This is a genomic window from Streptomyces sp. NPDC012769, assembly GCF_042901205.1.
Taxonomy (GTDB): domain Bacteria; phylum Actinomycetota; class Actinomycetes; order Streptomycetales; family Streptomycetaceae; genus Streptomyces.
The window spans coordinates 495,585-514,000 of sequence record NZ_JBIBCP010000006.1 but is presented as its reverse complement, the minus strand read 5'-3'; the positions used below and the strand labels follow the sequence as shown (position 1 = coordinate 514,000).

Genomic DNA, 18,416 nt, shown 5'->3' with positions numbered 1-18,416 from the left:
TTGATCACGAAAAGTTCAACCCGATAGGGGATAGAAATCTCGGTTCACAGGCGTGACGGTCACCCTGTGTGGGTACGCTTACCCGAATTCGAGCCTTTCACTACGGGTGGCGGTGCCGGCGACGCCGGCCAGGAAGCCCTGGGCGCGGGGCGAGGCGTTCGCCCGCAGCCACTCGGGGGCGATCTCGCAGACGGCGACCTTCACGCCGGTGCCGGCGAGGGCCAGCGGCAGGGTGTGCACGACCGTGGACGGGAAGCTGACCACCGTGCGGCCGATGGGCCCGCGGCGGGCGATCAGCTCCAGCGGCAGATCGGGGCGCACGACCTCGAGGCCGGTCTCGACGGCGATCCGGTGCAGCTTCTCGGTGCTCTCCCGGCGGTGGGCGAAGTAGCGGGTGGCGCCGTGGGTGGCCGCCAGCGCGGTGACGGCCCGCAGATACTCGTCGGGGTCGACCACCCCGGTCTCCACGAGGGAGGTGCCGACGAGGTCGGCGCCGCGGGTGAGCCGGGGCGGGCCGAAGCGGGAGCGGGTCCAGGAGAAGTCGTTGACCAGGACCGTGGTGCCCGGCGGCGGCTCGACCGGCAGCGAGGTGAAGATCTCGACGGTGCGGCGGCGGCCGGGCGCGAGCTTGCGGCGGGCCAGCGAGGTCACCGGGGCGAGGACCAGCTCGCGCGGCCCCCGGCTGCCCCGCCGGTGCCAGCGCACCAGGCGCTCGCCGCGTGCGAGTTGCGCGGCGAACTCCATGGTGGCGGTGCCGTCGTCGACGACGGTGACCCGGCGGGGGCCGAAGAGGGTGAGCAGCAGCTGGACGTACCGCGAGAACGGATCCCCGACGATCACCCGCTCGGCCGCCCGCAGCGGCCCGGCGAGCTCCCGCAGGGTCCGTGCGACGGCCCCCCTGCCCTGCCGCGCGTCCTGCCACTTCACGGTGATCCCCTCATCCCGGGCCAGTTGCGCCATGCGCCGCAGCTGGCCCCTGGACATGGGATCGGTGGGCGACAGGACGACGACGGTCAGCCCCGGGGTGCCCGGGCCCGGCGCGGGGGTGCGGCGGGCGGGCTGACCGGGGACGCCGGGCAGCGGGCGGGGGGTGGTGTCGTGCGGGGCCGTGGCATGGGCCCATTCCAGGACGTTCAGGAGCTGGACCGGGCTCTCGACGAACGCCAGCCGGCCGGTCATGCGGCGACGAGCCCCTGGACCCGGCGGAGCTTCTTCATCGGGCCGAGCTCCGACTCGTAGACCTTCTTCACGCCGTCGCCGAGCGCGGTCTCGATGGTGCGGATGTCGCGGACCAGGCGCTGCAGGCCCTGCGGCTCGACGGAGGCGGCCTGGTCGGAGCCCCACATGGCGCGGTCGAGGGTGATGTGGCGCTCGACGAAGGTGGCGCCGAGGGCGACGGCGGCCAGGGTGGTCTGGAGGCCGGTCTCGTGGCCGGAGTAGCCGATCGGGACGTTGGGGTACTCCTCCTGCAGCGTCTGGATCACGCGCAGGTTGAGCTCCTCGGCCTTGGCCGGGTAGGTCGAGGTGGCGTGGCAGAGCAGGATGTTGTCGCTGCCCAGGACCTCGACGGCGTGCCGGATCTGCTTCGGCGTCGACATGCCGGTGGAGAGGATGACGGTGCGGCCGGTGCCGCGCAGCTCGCGCAGCAGCTCGTCGTCGGTGAGGGAGGCGGAGGCCACCTTGTGGGCGGGGACGTCGAACTTCTCCAGGAAGGCGACGGCCTCGGTGTCCCACGGGGAGGCGAACCAGTCGATGCCGCGCTCGCGGCAGTGCGCGTCGATGGCGCGGTACTCGTCCTCGCCGAACTCCACGCGGTGGCGGTAGTCGATGTAGGTCATCCGGCCCCAGGGGGTGTCGCGCTCGATGTCCCACTGGTCGCGCGGCGTGCAGATCTCGGGCGTGCGCTTCTGGAACTTGACGGCGTCGCAGCCGGCCTCGGCGGCGACGTCGATGAGCGCGAAGGCGTTGTCCAGGTCGCCGTTGTGGTTGATGCCGATCTCGCCGGTGATGTAGACGGGGCGGCCCGGGCCTGCGGTCTTGCTGCCGAGGGTGCGGAGGCGGGTGCTCATGTGGGTGGTTCCTTACGCGTCGGGGGTGTGGAGCTCGGGTCCGAGGAGCCAGGCGGCGATCTCGCGGATCGCTCCGGAGCCGCCGGGGGTGTGGGTGACCGCGCGGGCGGCGGCCCGTACGGAGTCGTGGGCGCTGCCCACCGCGACGGGCCAGCCGACGAGGTGGAAGCAGGGCAGGTCGTTGACGTCGTTGCCGGCGTAGAGCACGCGCTGCGGGTCGATGCCCTGCTCGTCGCACCACTGCTTGAGGGCGAGGTCCTTGCGGTCCACGCCGTGGAGCACGGGGATGCGGAGCTTGCGGGCGCGGGCGGCGACGACGGGGTTCTGTTCGGTGGACAGGATCAGGAGCGGGACGCCGGCCCTGCGCATCGCGGCGATGCCGAGGCCGTCGCCGCGGTGCACGGAGACGAACTCGCGGCCGTCGGCGTCGATGTGCACGCGGTCGTCGGTCTGGGTGCCGTCGAAGTCGAGGACCACGGCGTCGACGTCGTCGAGGGTCGGGGTCGCCGGGGTGTCGAGCAGCGGGGCGAGGGCGCGGGCCCGGGCGAGGTCGTGCGGGTCGTCGATCTCCAGGACGCGGGCCGGGTCGGTGACGACCAGGGCGGTGCGGCCGAAGAAGCGGTGGCCGTGGGTGCGGAAGCCGTCGGCGGCCATGGCGTAGACGGCGCCGGTCTCCAGATACTCGGGCTCGCGGTCCTGCCGACGGGGCCGGTGGGCCTTGTCGTGGTTGACGCCGGTGGCGCCGTCGGCGCCGTCGGGGTCCTCCTTCCACAGGAAGCCGTGGGTGGGGGCGGCGGTGAAGGCCGTGTCGGCCTCGCCCGAGACGATCCTCGCGGCGGTCGCGTCCACCTCCTCGGCGGTGAGGAAGGGGCTGGTGCACTGCACGAGGAGCACGACGTCGGCGGTGCGGCCGGAAGTGGCCTCGAAGGCGTCCATGGCGTGCCGGACGGCGGATTCGCTGGTGGCGGTGTCGCCGGAGAGGTCGGCGGGGCGCTGGACGGCCTGGGCGCCGAAGGCGCGGGCGGCGGCCGCGATGCCGGGGTCGTCGGTGGAGACGACGACGTCGGTGACACGCGGGGCGCCCAGGCAGGCGCGGACCGCGCGTCCCACCAGGGGGACGCCGGCCACCGGGGCGAGGTTCTTGGCGGGGACGCCCTTGGAGCCGCCCCGGGCCGGGATCACGGCGAGTACGGTCGTCGGCATCACAGTTCTCCCAGACGGCGGATGACGGGGGCCACGCGCTGCACGCCGTGGCGGTAGGCGCCGCGCGCGACCTCGCGGACGATCCGGCGCACTCCGCTCTCGCGGGGCTCGGGCGCGGTGACGTCGAGGCGGTGGCGGGCGAGGATGCCGGGCAGGTATCCGCCGGCGGTCTCGGCCGTGTAGTACGGGGCGACCGGCGGCAGCGCGGGACCGGCGAGGAGCTCGGCGACCCGCGCGCGGGCCGCGTCGAAGGCCCGCTCGTACGGGACCGTGCCCGGGCCGCCGACGCCGACACCCTGCCGCGACAGCCACTCCTCGTCGGGCCGCGGTACGGCGCCCTGGTCGAGGCGGTCGAAGGAGGTGAGCAGCCCCGAGCCGATGAAGTGGTGGTTGCCGAGCGCCTCGCGCACCCCGAGGTCGGTGAGGATCGCGGTGGGGATGCGCCGGTGGAGCGCTTCGAGGGCGGCCGTGGAGGAGACGGTGACCAGCAGGTCGGTGCGGTCGAGGACCTCGCCCATGTGCCCGTAGACGAGACGGAAGTTGGGCGGGACGGGCAGGTCGCGCACCAGCTTCTGGTACGGGAACTCCTCCAGGTGCGTGGTGTGTTCGCCCGGCTTGGAGCGCAGCTTGAGGAGCACCTCGCGGCCCGGGTGGAGCCGGGCGTGCTCGACCAGCCGGCACAGCACATGGGCGCGTTCGGCCCGGGTGACGGGCACGGAGGGCTGCGCGGCGAAGACCAGGGTGTCGCGGCCCGCCTCGGGTGCGTACGGGGCGCCGCCCAGGAAGGGAAGCGCGGCCTCGACGACGGCGCCCGGGTCGACGCCGACACCCTCGTACACCGCGCGGAACCGCTCGGCGTCATGGCGGGAGTTGGCGAGCACGACATCGGCGCCGTGGCGCAGCAGGAGCCCGTCGGCGAGCTTCTCGTAGACGACGCCGACATAGCCGGTGACGATCACCGGGCGGCGGTCGAGGGCGAGTTCGGCGAGGCCGTGGAGCACGGCGCGGACGGTGCCGCCGACCAGGGCGAGCACGATCACGTCGTAGCCCTCGCCGCGCGCCGCCGCGTCCCGTACCTCGCGCAGGAACTCCGTCCCCGTCACCTCGCGCGGGGCGGTGTCGGACACCCCGGTCTCGGCGAGCTGGCGGGCGGTGGGGGTGGCCCGGCCGCGCAGGACGAATCCGGTCGGGGCCGTCTCCACGGATTCCCCGGATTCACCCGGCGCGATTCTGCGTGCGGTGAGCACGCCCCATTTCCACCGGGTGTCGGAATCGGCGAGTACGGCGACGCGCGCCGCTCGTTCGGTACGTGATGGCACGTCGAGGACGCTAGGAGGGCCGGGGGATTCGCGGCCCAACTGGGCCACAACAAATGGTTAACAGCACCATGACGCATTGCGGGAAACGGACAGAAAGGGGAAGAGGTCCGGGGTGGTTAAGGGGCCCGCCGCTTTGTGTTCACCGGGCATCCCCTTGCCGGTCAGGGCGAATGCCGGGGCGGCGCCTAGCGTCGTTTCCGTGGTCAAGCTCTCCGTCGTCGTGCCGTTCTACAACGTGCAGACATACGCCCCCGACGCCCTCAGAAGCCTGCGCGCGAACGCCCGTGAGGACTTCGAGTTCCTGCTGGTCGACGACTGTTCGACGGACGGGACCGCGGAGCTCCTGGAACGGGCCGAGCGCGAGATCCCGGGGGCGCGGCTGATCCGGCACGCGCGCAACGAGGGGCTGGCGACCGCCCGCAACACCGGCCTGGACGCGGCCCGCGGCACCTACCTGGCGTTCCTGGACGGGGACGACTGGCTCTCTCCCGGCTTCTACGCGGGCCTGGTGGCCACCATGGACGAGCTGGGCTGCGACTTCCTGCGCACCGACCACGTCCGGGTGACCGGCCGGAACAGGTCGGTGCGGCGGGCGCCGGTGGGCAGGCGCCTGGAGGTGCTGCGGCCCCGCGACGCGATCCTGCCGGCCGACCGCACGACCTCGGTGGACTACCCGTACGCCTGGGCCGGGATGTACCACCGCCGGCTCCTCGACCGGGGGCTGCTGCACTTCGCGCACGGGCTGCGGACCGCCGAGGACCGGCCGTGGATCTGGCGGCTGCACCGGGAGGCGGAGTCCTTCGCGGTCACCGGCGACCTGGGAATCTTCTACCGGCGCGGAGTCGCCACCTCGCTCACTCAGATCGGTGACGTACGACAGCTCGATTTCATTCGCGCATTCGACCGGGTGATCGAGGAGACGAAGAATGATCCGGACGCGGACCGGCTTCTCCCGAAGGCCGTCCGCACCTATTGCGCGGTGATTTCCCACCACATCGGGAACACGGCGAAATTCGAACCCGAGGTCGCACGGAAATTGCGGGCCATGAGCGCGGGCGCGCTGCGGCGCATGCCCGGGGACGTCCTCGCGCAGGCGCTGACCGCGATGGGCGAGGAGCGGGCCGGGCCGCTGCGCCGGCTCAAGCGCCGCCGCCCCGCACCAGCACCGGCCCCCCTGGAGACGAACGCCGCATGAGCACCACCGGAACCGGCACCACCCAGATCTTCTACGCCTCCACCCTGTACGGGGCGGCCACCCTGGCCGCGGCCCTGGACAGCGGCTGCTTCCGCCCCGCCGGGCGGCGCCTGCTGCTGGTGTCCACCAACGCGGCGGTCCCCGAGACCACCACCCCGCTGGACGCGATGCCCGGCTTCGAGCGGCTGCGCGGCCGGTTCGACGCCGTCCTGGACTGGAACGAGACGATCGAGCCGCTCCATCCGGGCGGCTGGACGCCCCGACCGGACGACCTGCCCCTGCTCCAGCGGCATCTGCGGCGGCTGTGGGAGCTCGGCACCGACCGGATCGAACTCGTCGTGGAGTCCCTCCAGGTGGCCCCGGCCCTGACGATCGCCCAGCTCCTCCCCGACGCGGCGATCGACGTGTACGCGGACGGGCTGATGAGCTACGGCCCGACCCGCAACAAGATCGACCCGCTGGTCGGCGAGCGGGTGCGCCGGCTGCTCCACCTGGACCTGGTGCCGGGGCTCGAGCCGCTGCTGCTCGCCGAGTTCGGGGCGGTCGCGGAGACCGTGCCGACGGAGGCGTTCACGAAGGTCGTCGAGGAGCTGTCGGGCCCGGTCGCGTCCGAGGAAGGCCCCGCCCTGCTGCTCGGCCAGTACCTGGCGGCGCTCTCCCTCCTCACCCCCGCCGAGGAGGCGGAACTGCATCTGCGGATGGTCCGCGGCACGGTCGCCCGCGGCCACCGCCGCCTGGTCTTCAAGCCGCACCCCACGGCCCCCGACGCCTGGTCGCGGGCGCTGGTACGGGAGGCGGAGGCGCTCGGCGCCGAACTGACCGTCCTGGACCGGCCGGTGCTCGCCGAGGTGCTCTACCGGGAGCTGCGGCCCGCGCTGGTGGTGGGCTGCTTCTCCACCGCGCTGTTCACGGCGAGCGCGTTCTACGGGATCGAGACCGCCCGGGTCGGCACCCGGCAGCTGCTCGCCCGGCTCTCGCCGTACCAGAACAGCAACCGGGTGCCGGTGGCCCTCGCCGACGCGCTCGTCCCCGACCTGGAGGCCGGGGCCGGGTGGGCGGCGCCGGGGACGGCCGAGCTCACGGGCCTGGTCGCCGCGGTCGGCTTCGCGATGCAGCCGAAGATCCGGCCGGACCTGCGGGAGGCGGCCGTACGGCACCTGTCCGGGCCGCTCGCGGCGAGCACCCGGCACCACTTCACCCGCCGCCGCCTCACCTCCCTGGGCCTGCCCGGCGGCCTGCCGGTCCCCCGCCACCCGGGCCTGCGCCGGCTGGCCCGCCGCGCCCTGAAGCTGAAGCGGCGGGCCCTGGGCGGCCGATGACCGGTGCGCTACGCGCGGGTGACCGGCTCCTGGAGTTCGGTCACCCAGCGGGACCGGTCCTCCGGGCACTCCAGGTACAGCTCCCGGGCGTAGCCGGCCGACGCGTAGCCGTTGGTGTCGATCCAGCTCGCCAGCGTCTGGGCGGTCGGCAGGATCTCGTCCATCGGCCCCCGGTGGACGACGGTGGCCGCCTCCTCCAGGCCCGGCAGCACGAGGACGTCGACGCCCTCGGCCTCGGTGCCCTCGGGGACGGTCATGCCGGCGTGCACGACGACCGAGCCGTCGCCGCGGCCCGCGTCCTCGTAGTAGGCGACGGCGGGCCCGAAGCCGGTGACGCCGGCGGCCTCCAGGCGGCCGCACAGCTCCTCGTACAGCGGGCTGATGACGGGGGTGATGTCGGCCGGGCCGAAGCTCGCGGCGATGCCGCTCAGCTCGGCGATCCGCACGGCCGGGATCCTCTTGACGACGACGTCCTGCGTGGACATGTGTCCCTCGCTCTCGATGGCTCGGAGCCGCGCACCGACCCGCGCGAGCCGCGCCCGCGCCTCCTCCAGGGCCGTCTCCAGCTCGGCCTGGCGCAGCCGCAGCATCCCGCGCAGCTCCTCCGCGCCGATCTCCTCGTCGAGGACGGCCCCCACCTGTTCCAGGGTGAAGCCGAGGTCCTTGAGCGCGATGACGCGGTTGAGCCGGGCGAGCTGGGCCGCCTCGTAGAAGCGGTAGCCGCTGTGGGGGTCGACATGGGCCGGGCGCAGCAGTCCGATGGCGTCGTAGTGGCGCAGCATGCGGACCGACACCCGCCCGTGCCGGGCGAAGTCTCCGATGGTGAACATGACGCCCCCTACGGAACGGCCTCACACGGTGTGAGGGTCAAGGACCGGCCAGCGAGAGCTTCGCGGCGAAGCCGAGGAAGAGGGCGCCGGCGGCCGTGGTGGCCCCTGCGGACAGCCGCCTGCGGCGCCGGAAGGCGGCGGCGAGGCGGGTGCCGCCGAATATCAGGGTCGTCAGGTAGAGGAAGCTGCCGAGCTGGAGCAGGGTGCCGAGGACGAGGAAGGACAGGGCCGGGTAGGCGTACGACGGGTCCACGAACTGCACGAAGAAGGAGATCAGGAAGAGGATCGCCTTCGGGTTGAAGAGGCTGATGATCAGCGCCCGGCGGTACGGGTTCTCGCCGGGTGCGGCCGCTTCCCCGGCGGACTCTTCGGCAGGCTCCTCGCCCCGGGTCCGCCACATCGCCCACGCGGCCCGCAGCATCCCGTACGCCATCCAGGCCAGATAGCCCGCGCCGGCGTACTTCACGATCATGAAGAGCAGGGGTGTGGTCTGGAGCAGCGAGGCCGCGCCGAGCGCGGCAAGCGTCATCAGGACCGCGTCGCCGGTGAAGACGCCGGCGGCGGCCCGGTATCCGGTCCGGGTGCCCTTGCGGGCGGCGACGGACAGCACGTACAGCGAGTTCGGCCCCGGCAGGAGGATGATGAGGACGAGGCCCGCGAGATAGGTCGGCAGATCGGTGACACCCAGCATGGAGCGGAGTGTCGCACGTGGGTACGACACTCCGCTGTGACCTGCGTCTACGTGCGCTCAGAAGGCGTCGGTCGGGACGTAGGTGCCCCAGACCTCGCGCAGCGCGTTGCAGACCTCGCCGACGGTGGCGCGGGCCTTGAGGGCGTCCTTCATCGGGTAGAGCACGTTGTCCGTGCCCTCGGCGGCCTTCTTCAGCTCCGCGAGCGCGGTGTCGACGGCGGCCTGGTCGCGCTCGGCGCGCAGCCTGGCGAGCCGCTCGGCCTGCTGGGCCTCGATCGCCGGGTCGACGCGCAGCGGCTCGTAGGGCTCCTCGACGTCGATGGTGTAGCGGTTGACGCCGACGACGACCCGCTCGCCGGAGTCGGTCTCCTGGGCGATGCGGTAGGCGGAGCGCTCGATCTCGTTCTTCTGGAAGCCGCGCTCGATCGCGTTGACGGCGCCGCCGAGCTCCTCCACCTTGGCCATCAGCTCCAGGGCGGCGGCCTCGACGTCGTCGGTCATCTTCTCCACCACGTAACTCCCGGCGAACGGGTCGACGGTGGCGGTGACGTCGGTCTCGTAGGCGAGGACCTGCTGGGTGCGCAGGGCCAGGCGGGCGGACTTGTCCGTCGGCAGGGCGATGGCCTCGTCGAAGGAGTTGGTGTGCAGCGACTGCGTGCCGCCGAGGACGGCCGCGAGGCCCTGGACGGCGACGCGGACCAGGTTGACCTCGGGCTGCTGGGCGGTCAGCTGCACGCCGGCGGTCTGGGTGTGGAAGCGGAGCATCAGCGACTTGGGGTTCTTCGCGCCGAACTCCTCCTTCATCACCCGCGCCCAGATCCGGCGGGCCGCCCGGAACTTGGCGACCTCCTCCAGGATCGTGGTGCGGGCCACGAAGAAGAAGGAGAGCCGCGGCGCGAAGTCGTCCACGTCCATGCCGGCGGCGACCGCGGTGCGGACGTACTCGATGCCGTCGGCCAGCGTGAAGGCGATCTCCTGCGCCGGAGAGGCGCCCGCCTCGGCCATGTGGTAGCCGGAGATCGAGATCGTGTTCCACTTCGGGATCTCGGCCTTGCAGTACTTGAAGATGTCCGCGATCAGCCGCAGCGACGGCTTGGGCGGGAAGATGTACGTGCCGCGGGCGATGTACTCCTTCAGCACGTCGTTCTGGATGGTGCCGGTCAGCTTGTCCGCCGGGACGCCCTGCTCCTCGCCGACGAGTTGGTAGAGCAGGAGCAGCAGGGAGGCGGGGGCGTTGATCGTCATCGACGTGGACACCTTGTCCAGCGGGATGCCGTCGAACAGCACCCGCATGTCGTCGATCGAGTCGATCGCCACGCCCACCTTGCCGACCTCGCCGTGCGCGATCGGGGCGTCGGAGTCGTGGCCCATCTGCGTGGGCAGGTCGAAGGCGACCGACAGGCCCATGGTGCCGTTGTCGATCAGCTGCTTGTAGCGGGCGTTGGACTCCACCGCGGTGCCGAAACCGGCGTACTGGCGCATCGTCCACGGCCGGCCCGTGTACATCGACGGATACACACCGCGCGTGAACGGGTACGCCCCCGGCTCCCCCAGCTTCTCGGCCGGGTCCCATCCCTCCAGGGCGTCCGGTCCGTAGACCGGCTCGATGGGCAGCCCCGACTCCGACTCGCGCGCCATGTGTTGTGCCTCCCGATAGACCTGCTGCTCACTGCTTGCTGCTCGAAGACCCGCTACTGAGCGGTACCCGCCCTCGCTGCGGACTGTAGCGGCGGGCGTGCGGCCGGGTGGAGAGCAGCACGCTGGGACCTTCCTCACAGCATGCCCGTCTCGTTTCGGTCACGTGCGCAACCGGGCGGGTCCGGGAAACATCCCTCCGTACACACGTGATTTCCCGGGGGGCACCGATGAAGCGTTCGTCCGTCATACGCAGAGCAGTCCTGGCCGTCGCGGCCGTGACCCTGGCCGCGGGCTGCGTGCCCGAGGCCGCGGGTTCCGGCGGCACCCGCACCGCGCCGCCGGCCACGCCGTCCACCGCGCCGGCGCCGTCCTCGGCCGCGCCGACCGGTGACGACAAGCCGTCGTCGCCCGCGCCGTCGGCCACCACCGAGGCGCCGGGGCCGAAGGCCAGGATCCTGATGGACGACGGCGACGAGAGCGCGCGGGTGCGCGAGCTCCAGGCCCGGCTGCGGCAGCTCGGCTACTTCGACCGGGCGCCCACCGGCTTCTACGGGACGATGACCGGGAACGCGGTGAAGGCCTTCCAGAAGAAGCGGGAGCTGCCGCGGACCGGTTCGGTCGACGAGGTCACCTGGCAGAAGCTGGTGGCGATGACGCGCGAGCCGACCGCCGACGAGCTGCGGCCGGCGACCACCAACAAGCTGGACGCGCCCGACCCGCGCTGTATGACCGGCCGGGTGATGTGCATCAGCAAGGAGAGCCGGACGCTGGCGTGGATGATCGACGGCAAGGTCGTCTCGTCCTTCGACGTGCGCTTCGGTTCGGAGAACACCCCGACCCGTGAGGGCGAGTTCAAGGTCGAGTGGAAGGCCCGGGACTGGACGTCGACGATCTACCACACGCCGATGCCGTACGCGATGTTCTTCAGCCGTGGCCAGGCGGTGCACTACTCGTCCGACTTCGCGGCCCGCGGGTACAACGGGGCCTCGCACGGCTGCGTCAACGTGCGGGACAAGGGGAAGCTCGCGGTGCTGTTCGACCAGGTGAAGGTGGGCGACAAGGTCGTCGTGCACTGGTAGGCCCGCGAGGAGGAGAAGGGGGCGCGGGTGGGACCGGGGGAACGTGTCCCACCCGCGCCGGTGCGCCGAGCCGAAGGTACGGGGGGAACCCCGGCTCCGTGCGCTCGCCGATGACCAGTCGGCTCACTCTCTACTGCGTCGGCGGGTCGAAAAGTGTCACACCCGTCTTGCGGGGCTATGAACGGGAGCGGTCCTTGCCGTGCCTCCCGGCTCCCTCGGAGCCGCCCCCGGCTCCCGCGGAGCCGCCCTCGGAGCGGTCCTTCGAGCCGCCCCCGGTGCCGCCCTCGCGGTCCCGGTCGCCTCGGTCGTCCTTGTCGCCGTCGGCGTCGCCCGACTCCGTACCGCGGCTGCCGGAGCCGCCGGGACCGCCGCTCGCGCCGGACGTGCGTCCGGCGGAGGCGGAGGGCTGGGTCGCGCCGGTGGTCGGCGCACCGGCGAGGACCCGCTCGCAGTACCGCTTCACGGTCTCGCCGCTCTTGAGCGATCCGGCGATCCGCTGGCGGCCGCTGTCGGTCAGCCGGCCGGCGCGGTAGTCCTGGCAGGCCTCGACGAGCCGCTTGTCCCTGGTGGCGCCGTCCGGGTCCGGGCCGGCCGTGCCGCCGTCCGGGTCCGGGGTGGCGCCGGCGCTGTCGCCGGGTCCGGGCGTGGTGGTGGACGGGCCGTCGGTGGGGCCCGGCGTGCCGGTCCGCCCGTCGGGGTCCGCCGGGACGCCGGGCACGTCGGTGCCGGTCCCGCTGCCGTCGCCCGGGGAGCCGGAGACGGTGGGGGCGGTGGTGTCGGCGGCCGTGACCGAGTGCCCGGAGGCGGGTTCGGAGGTCAGCGGCAGCATGCCCGTACCGGCGGCGACGGCGACTCCGCCGACCGTGACGGCGGCGAGCGCGGCGGCCAGGCCGTAGCGCAGCGAGCGTCCCCAGCGGCGGCCGGTGAGGGCGGGCGCGAGGCGGACGGCGCCGAGGTCGGTGGGGGTGCCCTGGGCCGCGGGTCCGGGTGCGGCGGCGGTGGCCGTGGCGCGCTCGGCGACGGCCTTGCGGAAGGCGGCGAGCGCGGCGGCCTCGCCGGGGAGTTCGCCCTCGAAGGCGGCGGCCGTCGGCGTACGGGCCGTGTCGAGGGCGCGCGCGAGGAGCTCGGCCTGCGCGCGGGACGCGTCGTCGACGGGGTCGACCGGCTCGCCGCGCAGCAGCCGCTCCGCGGCCTCCTGGTCGAGCCACTGGTACCGCTCGTCGGCCATCACATGTCCTTCTGCGTCCGCGCGCGCGATTGCGTCACACCGCCGGGCGTCGTGGCCCCCGCCCGGCGACCGCGCTGCGGAGGTACGCCGTCGAGCGGGGAGTCGCCGTCGGGACCGCCGTCGGGGTCACCGCCGTGTCCGGCCGTGCCGAGGAGTTCGGAGAGCTTCTTCAGGCCCCGGTGGGCGGCGGTTCGGACCGCGCCGGGGCGCTTGCCGAGGGTGTCGGCGGCGCTCTTGGCGTCCAGGCCGACGACGACCCGCAGGACGACGGCCTCGGCCTGGTCCTGCGGAAGCTGGGAGATGAGGTGCATGGTGCGGCCGGTGGCCAGGGCTTCCAGGGCCTCGCCCGCGGTGTCGGAGTCGGCGGGCTTGTCGGTCAGCTCGGTCTCGTCGCCGCCGACGGCGGGGCGGCGGCCGCGCATCCGGATGTGGTCGAGGGCGCGGTTGCGGGCGATGCGGGCGGCCCAGCCGCGGAAGCGGTCGGCGTCGCCGCTGAAGCGGTCGAGGTCGCGCGCGATCTGCAGCCAGCTCTCGGAGGCGACGTCCTCGGCGTCGGCCTCGCCGACCAGCGTGCGTATGTAGCCGAGGAGCCGTGGATGCACCGCGCGGTACACGGTGCGGAAGGCGTCCTCGTCACCGTTCTGCGCGGCGAGCACTGCGGCCGTCAGCTCCGCCTCGTCCCCCAGCACTCCCCACACCTGTTCGTCGTCGCGCTCATCGCGGCTGGTCGTCACCGCCACGCCGCCCGGGGCGCAACAGAACGCTACGTCCTGTTCGGGCGCCACGTCCACGCGGGTCCGGTTCTTTGTACAACTCGAAAGTTCGCGCGGTGCGAGCGGGGTGTGACAGAAAACGCATGCACGGCGCTGTTAGGAGTACGGGGCCGTCCGCGGCTCCGCGGACGACGACCGGGGCCTCTCCTGTGGGGGGTGGCGGCCCCGGTCGTCTTCCTTTTCGGGCGCCTTGTGACGGGGCGCCCTTTTTCTTCAGCCCCTCGGCTTTCCTTGCCCGTCGACAGCGCCACGAGGACTGTCAACTGACGGTTGACACTCATGGACTGTCAACCTAGGGTTGCGCCATGACGAATCCACTCGGCATGACCCACCCCGTGCGACTCGACGACCTGATCGACGCGATCAAGAAGTCCCACGCGGACGCCCTCGACCAGCTGTCCGGCGCGGTCATCGCGGCGGACCACCTCGGAGAGGTCGCCGACCACCTCATCGGCCACTTCGTGGACCAGGCCCGGCGCGCCGGCGCCTCCTGGACCGACATCGGCAAGAGCATGGGCGTCACCCGGCAGGCCGCCCAGAAGCGCTTCGTCCCCAAGGACGACAAGGAGGGCGACGCGGCGAAGACGGACCCGAACGCCGGCTTCAGCCGGTTCACCCCCCGGGCCCGGAACGTCGTGATGGCCGCGCAGAACGAGGCCTCCGCCGCCCGCAACGACAAGACGGTCCCCGCCCACCTGGCGCTCGGCCTGCTCGCCGAGCCCGAGGGGATCGCGGCCCGGTGGATCGGCAACCAGGGCGTCACCCCGGACCGGATCCGCGAGACGATCACCCCGACGCTGCCGCCGGCCGCCGACGAGGTGCCCGCGCTCATCCCGTACGACGCGGACGCCAAGAAGGTCCTGGAGCTCACCTTCCGCGAGGCGCTGCGCCTCGGCCACACCTGGGTGGGCACCGAGCACATCCTGCTCGCCCTGCTCGAGTTCGAGGACGGCCAGGGCCCGCTCACGGCCCTCGGCCTCGACAAGGCGCGGGCCGAGCGGGAGATCGCCGAGGCGATCGCCTCGCTGCGCATCGAGGAACCGGAGGCCGAGGCCGATCCGGAAGCCTGACGGAACGAGTGCGAGGGGGAGGGGCGCCTCGGCGCCCCTCCCCCTCAACCGTCCGTCACGACGGCCGTCCGCACGGCCCCGGCCATGGGCCTCAGGCGGTCCGGGCCCGGCGGGAGACGACCGCGCGCAGGACGCGGCCGCCCTCGGTGGACAGCTCGCGAGCCCTGCGCAGACCGGTCGGGCCGTGGGCGGCGGCCTCCAGGACCGCCTGCTGGCGGCGGAGCTCGCCCGCGTGGAGGGGTCCCGCCTCGGTCGCGTCGTACAGGCGGTGCACGGCGAGCGCGACCGCGGAGCAGCGCCCCGCCCAGTCCCGCAGCGGCTCTTCGGCCCACTCCGCGGGGACGCCGACGAGCATCGCGCGCACCATGGTGACGACGCCGCCGGCGTCCGCGTCCTCGCCGCCCGCGCCCGCCAGCTCGGTCTTCGCCTTGGCGACCGCGTCGGCCCAGGCCGCGCCCTCGCCGCGCGCGATCGCGGCCCACACCGGTCGCAGCGCCTCGGCGCGCTCAGGGGCGAGCAGCGGCAGACACCGGTCGAGGCAGGCGAGTCCGGCGGCCGCGAGGCCCCGCGCACCGGCACGGTCGATCAGTTCCTGCAGGCTCGTGCTCGTCACGGACGTCACGGACGCCTCCTCGCCAACGATGCGGACGCAGTACTTCCACTACTGCGCCACCCGGCGCTTTTTCGTCACTGCGCGGCCGGAATCATGCCAGTGGCCTTCGTGTGCTGCATAGAGGTCAGACGCCGCACGACGAGGATCGCGAGAACGGCGGCGGTGAGGTTCAGCAGGTCGCCCACGACGATCCAGTTCGCTCCGGCGACGAACGTGTCGACGTTCCGGGCGTCGTCGAAGATGCGGTAGCCGACCTCTCCGACGAAGGTCGCGGCGACGAAGCTCAGCCACCAGCCGTTGAGCAGGACGAACTCGCCCCGCCGGTCCGCCGCGTACGGCTCGGGGCGGCTCGCCCGCCAGATGTCCGCGGCCACGCCGCGCGGCACCCACAGCGAGACGATCGGGACGAACCAGCCGGCGATGGCCCAGGCCTTCGCCCGGCGCTGGAGGTCCGGCGCCCACACGTCGGCGTTCCGCCGCAGCCGGAAGAACCAGGTGACGAAGACGACGGCGGTGGCGAGAAGCAGAAGGCTCTGCGCGGTCCAGGCCATGGCCGTGTCCAGTTCGCCCTCGTACTCGTCCGGGTCCGGGTGGTCGGCCAGCGGTCCGGTCAGCAGCGCGCGCATCCGCAAGGTCGCGACGATGCTGAAGACGTCGGCGGCGACGGTGACGCCGAGCAGGACCACCACGGCCTGCGACAGGCCCTTGGGATTGCGGAGCATGGTGAGCGGATCCCCCCGGGGACGAAACGGCGTCGCCCCTCGCGGGGCGGGCCGGCGCGACCGCACGGCCGCAGCGGAGGGAACGTACGGCCCGCGGAGGGGCCGCGTCCACGGGGAAATCGCTCAGAGGACCTGAGTACGCCGACGGATTCCGGGTGCCCGCCGGGTCCCGGGGCTCAGCGCACCCGGCCCGCAAGCGCCCGGAACTCCGCCCAGCTCAGCGCCGGCTTCCGCGCGTCCCACAGCTTCTGGGCCGTCGCGGTGAGCGGCATGCGGATGCCGTCCGCGACCTGCGCCTGGGTCTGCGAGCCCGCCAGGTCGCACCAGACGGCGAACACGCCGCCCAGGATCTGCGGGTCGTAGCGGGCGGGCACGGCCGTGGTGCCGCGCACGACGAGCGGGGTCCACTCCTGGTAGATGCGGCGGCCGGTCGGATAGGTGAACTGGTTGGGCTGGCCGAGTACGTAGTAGAGGTACTCGTCGTTGTAGTTGATCATCTTCCGGCCGGCGCTCAGATACGAGACCGGCGTCCGGGCGCCGATCTCCTTGCCCGTCCAGTAGGCGACCTGGATGTCCCGGTCGGCGCTCACCACCCCGCCGGTGAAGAAGCCGTCGTTCCAGGCCCGCAGCTCCTTTCCGGTCAGCCGGACCACGGCCGCGCGGTCGTTGAGCCAGCCGGTCGCCAGGTCCTGGACCCGGCCGGAGGCGCCGTACTTCGCGGTGGCGGCGCGGGCGAGCTGCGGATAGGTCGCCTCGGGGTTCTGCGACATCAGCGCCACGTACTCGTCGGCGCCCAGGTGCCAGTAACCGCCGGGGAAGAGACCCGCGTACTCCCGCAACAGCTCGTCGACGATCTTCCCGGCGGCCGGCTTCGAGATGTCGACCGCCCCGCGCGGGGTCCTGCCGGTGGCGCTGACGAGCTGGAGGTCCGGGTGGGCGGCGATGACCGCGCCCAGGTGTCCGGGCGAGTCGATCTCGGGGACGACCGTGATGTGGAGGCTCGCGGCCAGGGCGACGATCCGGCGCACCTCGGCCTTGCTGAGGTGCTGCGCCGAGACGACCTCGGGGTGGCTGTCGGAGGCGATGCGGAAGCCCTGGTCGTCGGAGAAGTGCAGACCGAGCTGGTTGAGCTTCAGGTCGGCCATCTCGCGCACCCGGGCCTCGATCCAGCCGGCGGTGAAGTGCTTGCGGGCGATGTCGACCATCAGTCCGCGCTGCGGCTTCGCGGGGGCGTCGGTGACGACGCCCTCGGGCATCGTGCCGGTCGACCTGACGGACTGCTTGAGCGTCCGGGTGCCGTAGAAGACGCCGGCCTGGTCGGGTCCGGTGATGCGGACCCCGCCCCCTTGGACGGTGAGGGTGTACGACTCGGCCGCGCCCCGCCCGCCGAGGGCGAGGCTGACGTCACCCGGCCGGGCGGCCGCGGTGCCGCGGTACGGGACGCCCAGCTCCCCCGCGACCAGCCGGGCCTCGTCGGCGAGGGCCCGCTCGTCCTTCGCGGCGACGACGACACCGGTGTCCGGTCCGGGCTTCCAGCCGGGGCCGCGGGCCGCCGTGTGGTTCCGGACGGCCGGGATCACCTGGGGCGCGGTGGACAGCGGATAGGTCTTCGTCGGGGTCGGCGTCGGCGTGGGGCTCGGGGGCGGCGCCGCCGTGGTGGTGGTGACCGCGCCGGACGGGGAGCTCCCGGTGGGGGTGGGGACGTCCGGCGGAGCGGACGGAGAACCGTTGGAGCAGGCCGTCACGGTGACCAGCGCCACCGCGGCCGCCATCAGTGCGGGGCCCCGACGGGGCCCTCGTATGGAGTACCGCATCACTCGGAATCCTCCCTCATGGGATGAACAACGGCATCCCGGGGTTTTCCGTCACTTCCGTCCACCCCCTCGACGAAACCCACTCGTCCAGGTGAAATTCGCGCATCCGTCGGACACTTCCCCCGTCCCGCCGATAGCGTGGCGTCACATCCACCCCATGGGTTTTCGCCACCCCCTCACCGCCTTCTCACCGTCCTTCATTACTCTTCACCGCTCTTCACCGCTCCTCACCACCCGCTCGCTTCCGCCTGGCTCGCGCCCTTCGCCTCCGGAGTCCCCGCTGACCAGCGACACCCACGCCGCCCCCTGCCGGACCGCGCTCTCCCCCGCCATACCTGCCCAGCAGGGCACCGCCCGGCACCTCGGCGACCACTCCGGCCTCGTGCGCTTCAACGCGGCCCCGGCCTCCGTGGCCGAGAACCTGCTGCTCGACTGCTGCGGCAGCCGACGCTGGGCCGAACGGGTGGCGGCGCACCGGCCGTACCCGACCCTGGACGCGCTGCTGGCCGCCGCCGACGAGGCCGGTTACGACCTCTCGGGCGGCGATCTCGCCGAGGCCCTGTCCCGCGAGACGGCCGCGCTGCCGCACCCGGACGCGCCGCCGGCCGCCCGCACCGCGCTGCGGGCCGCCCTCGCCGCGTACGAGAGCCGCTTCGGTCACGCGTTCGTGATCAGCCTGGACGGCGTGCCGGCCGGTGAGCGGCTCGACCAGGTCCTCGCGGGCATCCGGTCACGTCTCGGCAACGAAAGGGAGGAGGAACGGGTGATCGCCGCCGAGGAGCTCCGCCGACTCGCCCGGACCCGGCTCACCCGTTCGATCACCGCCTGGTGAGTTCGCCCGTAATGCGGCGAT

General features: G+C 73.0%; 17 protein-coding genes. 5 read left to right on the top strand and 12 right to left on the bottom strand.

Features of this window, described 5'->3' with window-relative positions; genetic code table 11:
- Positions 1-78: 78 nt before the first annotated feature.
- The 4 genes from ACFY7C_RS30990 to ACFY7C_RS30975 are packed head-to-tail and all read right to left on the bottom strand — an operon-like array spanning position 79 to position 4,591.
- The gene (locus ACFY7C_RS30990; protein ID WP_389656779.1) at positions 79-1,179 is read right to left on the bottom strand and encodes a hypothetical protein; all 1,101 of its coding nucleotides are present in this window, start codon (positions 1,177-1,179) and stop codon (positions 79-81) included.
- Positions 1,176-2,069, bottom strand: a complete 894-nt coding sequence (locus ACFY7C_RS30985) for an N-acetylneuraminate synthase family protein (protein WP_389656776.1) — start codon at positions 2,067-2,069, stop codon at positions 1,176-1,178. Before ACFY7C_RS30985 ends, ACFY7C_RS30990 begins: the two co-directional genes overlap by 4 nt.
- Positions 2,070-2,081: 12 nt before the next feature.
- A complete protein-coding gene (locus tag ACFY7C_RS30980) occupies positions 2,082-3,272 on the bottom strand; it encodes a cytidylyltransferase domain-containing protein (RefSeq protein ID WP_389656773.1) in 1,191 nt (396 codons plus the stop codon).
- Entirely contained in the window at positions 3,272-4,591 is a 1,320-nt protein-coding gene (locus ACFY7C_RS30975; protein ID WP_389656770.1) for a DUF6716 putative glycosyltransferase, read from the bottom strand. The genes ACFY7C_RS30980 and ACFY7C_RS30975 overlap by 1 nt, the downstream gene beginning before the upstream one ends.
- A 199-nt stretch (positions 4,592-4,790) precedes the next feature.
- Between ACFY7C_RS30975 and ACFY7C_RS30970 the strand changes: the two genes are divergently transcribed.
- Both ACFY7C_RS30970 and ACFY7C_RS30965 read left to right on the top strand, forming a co-directional pair.
- Positions 4,791-5,786 carry a glycosyltransferase family 2 protein gene (locus ACFY7C_RS30970; protein WP_389656767.1) on the top strand — a complete coding sequence of 332 codons (996 nt, stop codon included), beginning with the start codon at positions 4,791-4,793 and terminating at the stop codon, positions 5,784-5,786.
- Positions 5,783-7,105, top strand: a complete 1,323-nt coding sequence (locus tag ACFY7C_RS30965; RefSeq protein WP_389656764.1) for an alpha-2,8-polysialyltransferase family protein — start codon at positions 5,783-5,785, stop codon at positions 7,103-7,105. The genes ACFY7C_RS30970 and ACFY7C_RS30965 overlap by 4 nt, the downstream gene beginning before the upstream one ends.
- An 8-nt stretch (positions 7,106-7,113) precedes the next feature.
- Here ACFY7C_RS30965 and ACFY7C_RS30960 read toward each other — a convergent pair whose 3' ends face one another.
- Genes ACFY7C_RS30960 through ACFY7C_RS30950 form a run of 3 tightly spaced genes read right to left on the bottom strand, consistent with a single transcriptional unit; the run spans position 7,114 to position 10,264 of the window.
- Positions 7,114-7,935 (bottom strand): MerR family transcriptional regulator, encoded by an 822-nt coding sequence (locus tag ACFY7C_RS30960; protein WP_389656761.1) that lies wholly within the window; start codon positions 7,933-7,935, stop codon positions 7,114-7,116.
- 37 nt (positions 7,936-7,972) lie between these two features.
- Complete coding sequence (gene leuE, locus ACFY7C_RS30955; protein WP_389656758.1) at positions 7,973-8,626, bottom strand: leucine efflux protein LeuE; 654 nt, start codon at positions 8,624-8,626, stop codon at positions 7,973-7,975.
- Positions 8,627-8,683: 57 nt separating this feature from the next.
- The gene (locus tag ACFY7C_RS30950; RefSeq protein WP_389656755.1) at positions 8,684-10,264 is read right to left on the bottom strand and encodes a methylmalonyl-CoA mutase; all 1,581 of its coding nucleotides are present in this window, start codon (positions 10,262-10,264) and stop codon (positions 8,684-8,686) included.
- 227 nt (positions 10,265-10,491) lie between these two features.
- Here ACFY7C_RS30950 and ACFY7C_RS30945 point away from each other — a divergent pair, with 227 nt between their 5' ends.
- Positions 10,492-11,343 (top strand): peptidoglycan-binding protein, encoded by an 852-nt coding sequence (locus ACFY7C_RS30945; protein WP_389656752.1) that lies wholly within the window; start codon positions 10,492-10,494, stop codon positions 11,341-11,343.
- A 175-nt stretch (positions 11,344-11,518) separates the two neighbouring features.
- Here the strand turns inward: ACFY7C_RS30945 and ACFY7C_RS30940 are convergent, their stop codons facing one another.
- Complete coding sequence (locus tag ACFY7C_RS30940; protein WP_389656749.1) at positions 11,519-12,571, bottom strand: hypothetical protein; 1,053 nt, start codon at positions 12,569-12,571, stop codon at positions 11,519-11,521.
- Complete coding sequence (locus ACFY7C_RS30935; protein WP_389656959.1) at positions 12,571-13,260, bottom strand: RNA polymerase sigma factor; 690 nt, start codon at positions 13,258-13,260, stop codon at positions 12,571-12,573. Before ACFY7C_RS30935 ends, ACFY7C_RS30940 begins: the two co-directional genes overlap by 1 nt.
- A gap of 389 nt (positions 13,261-13,649) precedes the next feature.
- Between ACFY7C_RS30935 and ACFY7C_RS30930 the strand changes: the two genes are divergently transcribed.
- A complete protein-coding gene (locus tag ACFY7C_RS30930) occupies positions 13,650-14,414 on the top strand; it encodes a Clp protease N-terminal domain-containing protein (protein WP_389656746.1) in 765 nt (254 codons plus the stop codon).
- Positions 14,415-14,505: 91 nt separating this feature from the next.
- Here ACFY7C_RS30930 and ACFY7C_RS30925 read toward each other — a convergent pair whose 3' ends face one another.
- The 3 genes from ACFY7C_RS30925 to ACFY7C_RS30915 all read right to left on the bottom strand — a co-directional run bounded on the left by ACFY7C_RS30925 (position 14,506) and on the right by ACFY7C_RS30915 (position 17,563).
- Positions 14,506-15,036, bottom strand: a complete 531-nt coding sequence (locus ACFY7C_RS30925; protein WP_389656743.1) for a hypothetical protein — start codon at positions 15,034-15,036, stop codon at positions 14,506-14,508.
- A 65-nt stretch (positions 15,037-15,101) separates the two neighbouring features.
- The gene (locus tag ACFY7C_RS30920; RefSeq protein ID WP_389656740.1) at positions 15,102-15,749 is read right to left on the bottom strand and encodes a DUF4328 domain-containing protein; all 648 of its coding nucleotides are present in this window, start codon (positions 15,747-15,749) and stop codon (positions 15,102-15,104) included.
- Positions 15,750-15,925: 176 nt separating this feature from the next.
- The gene (locus ACFY7C_RS30915) at positions 15,926-17,563 is read right to left on the bottom strand and encodes a glycoside hydrolase family 20 protein (RefSeq protein ID WP_389656737.1); all 1,638 of its coding nucleotides are present in this window, start codon (positions 17,561-17,563) and stop codon (positions 15,926-15,928) included.
- A gap of 157 nt (positions 17,564-17,720) precedes the next feature.
- Between ACFY7C_RS30915 and ACFY7C_RS30910 the strand changes: the two genes are divergently transcribed.
- On the top strand, positions 17,721-18,395 hold the full coding sequence (locus tag ACFY7C_RS30910; RefSeq protein WP_389656734.1) for a 2-oxo-4-hydroxy-4-carboxy-5-ureidoimidazoline decarboxylase: 675 nt from the start codon (positions 17,721-17,723) through the stop codon (positions 18,393-18,395).
- Positions 18,396-18,416: the final 21 nt, after the last annotated feature.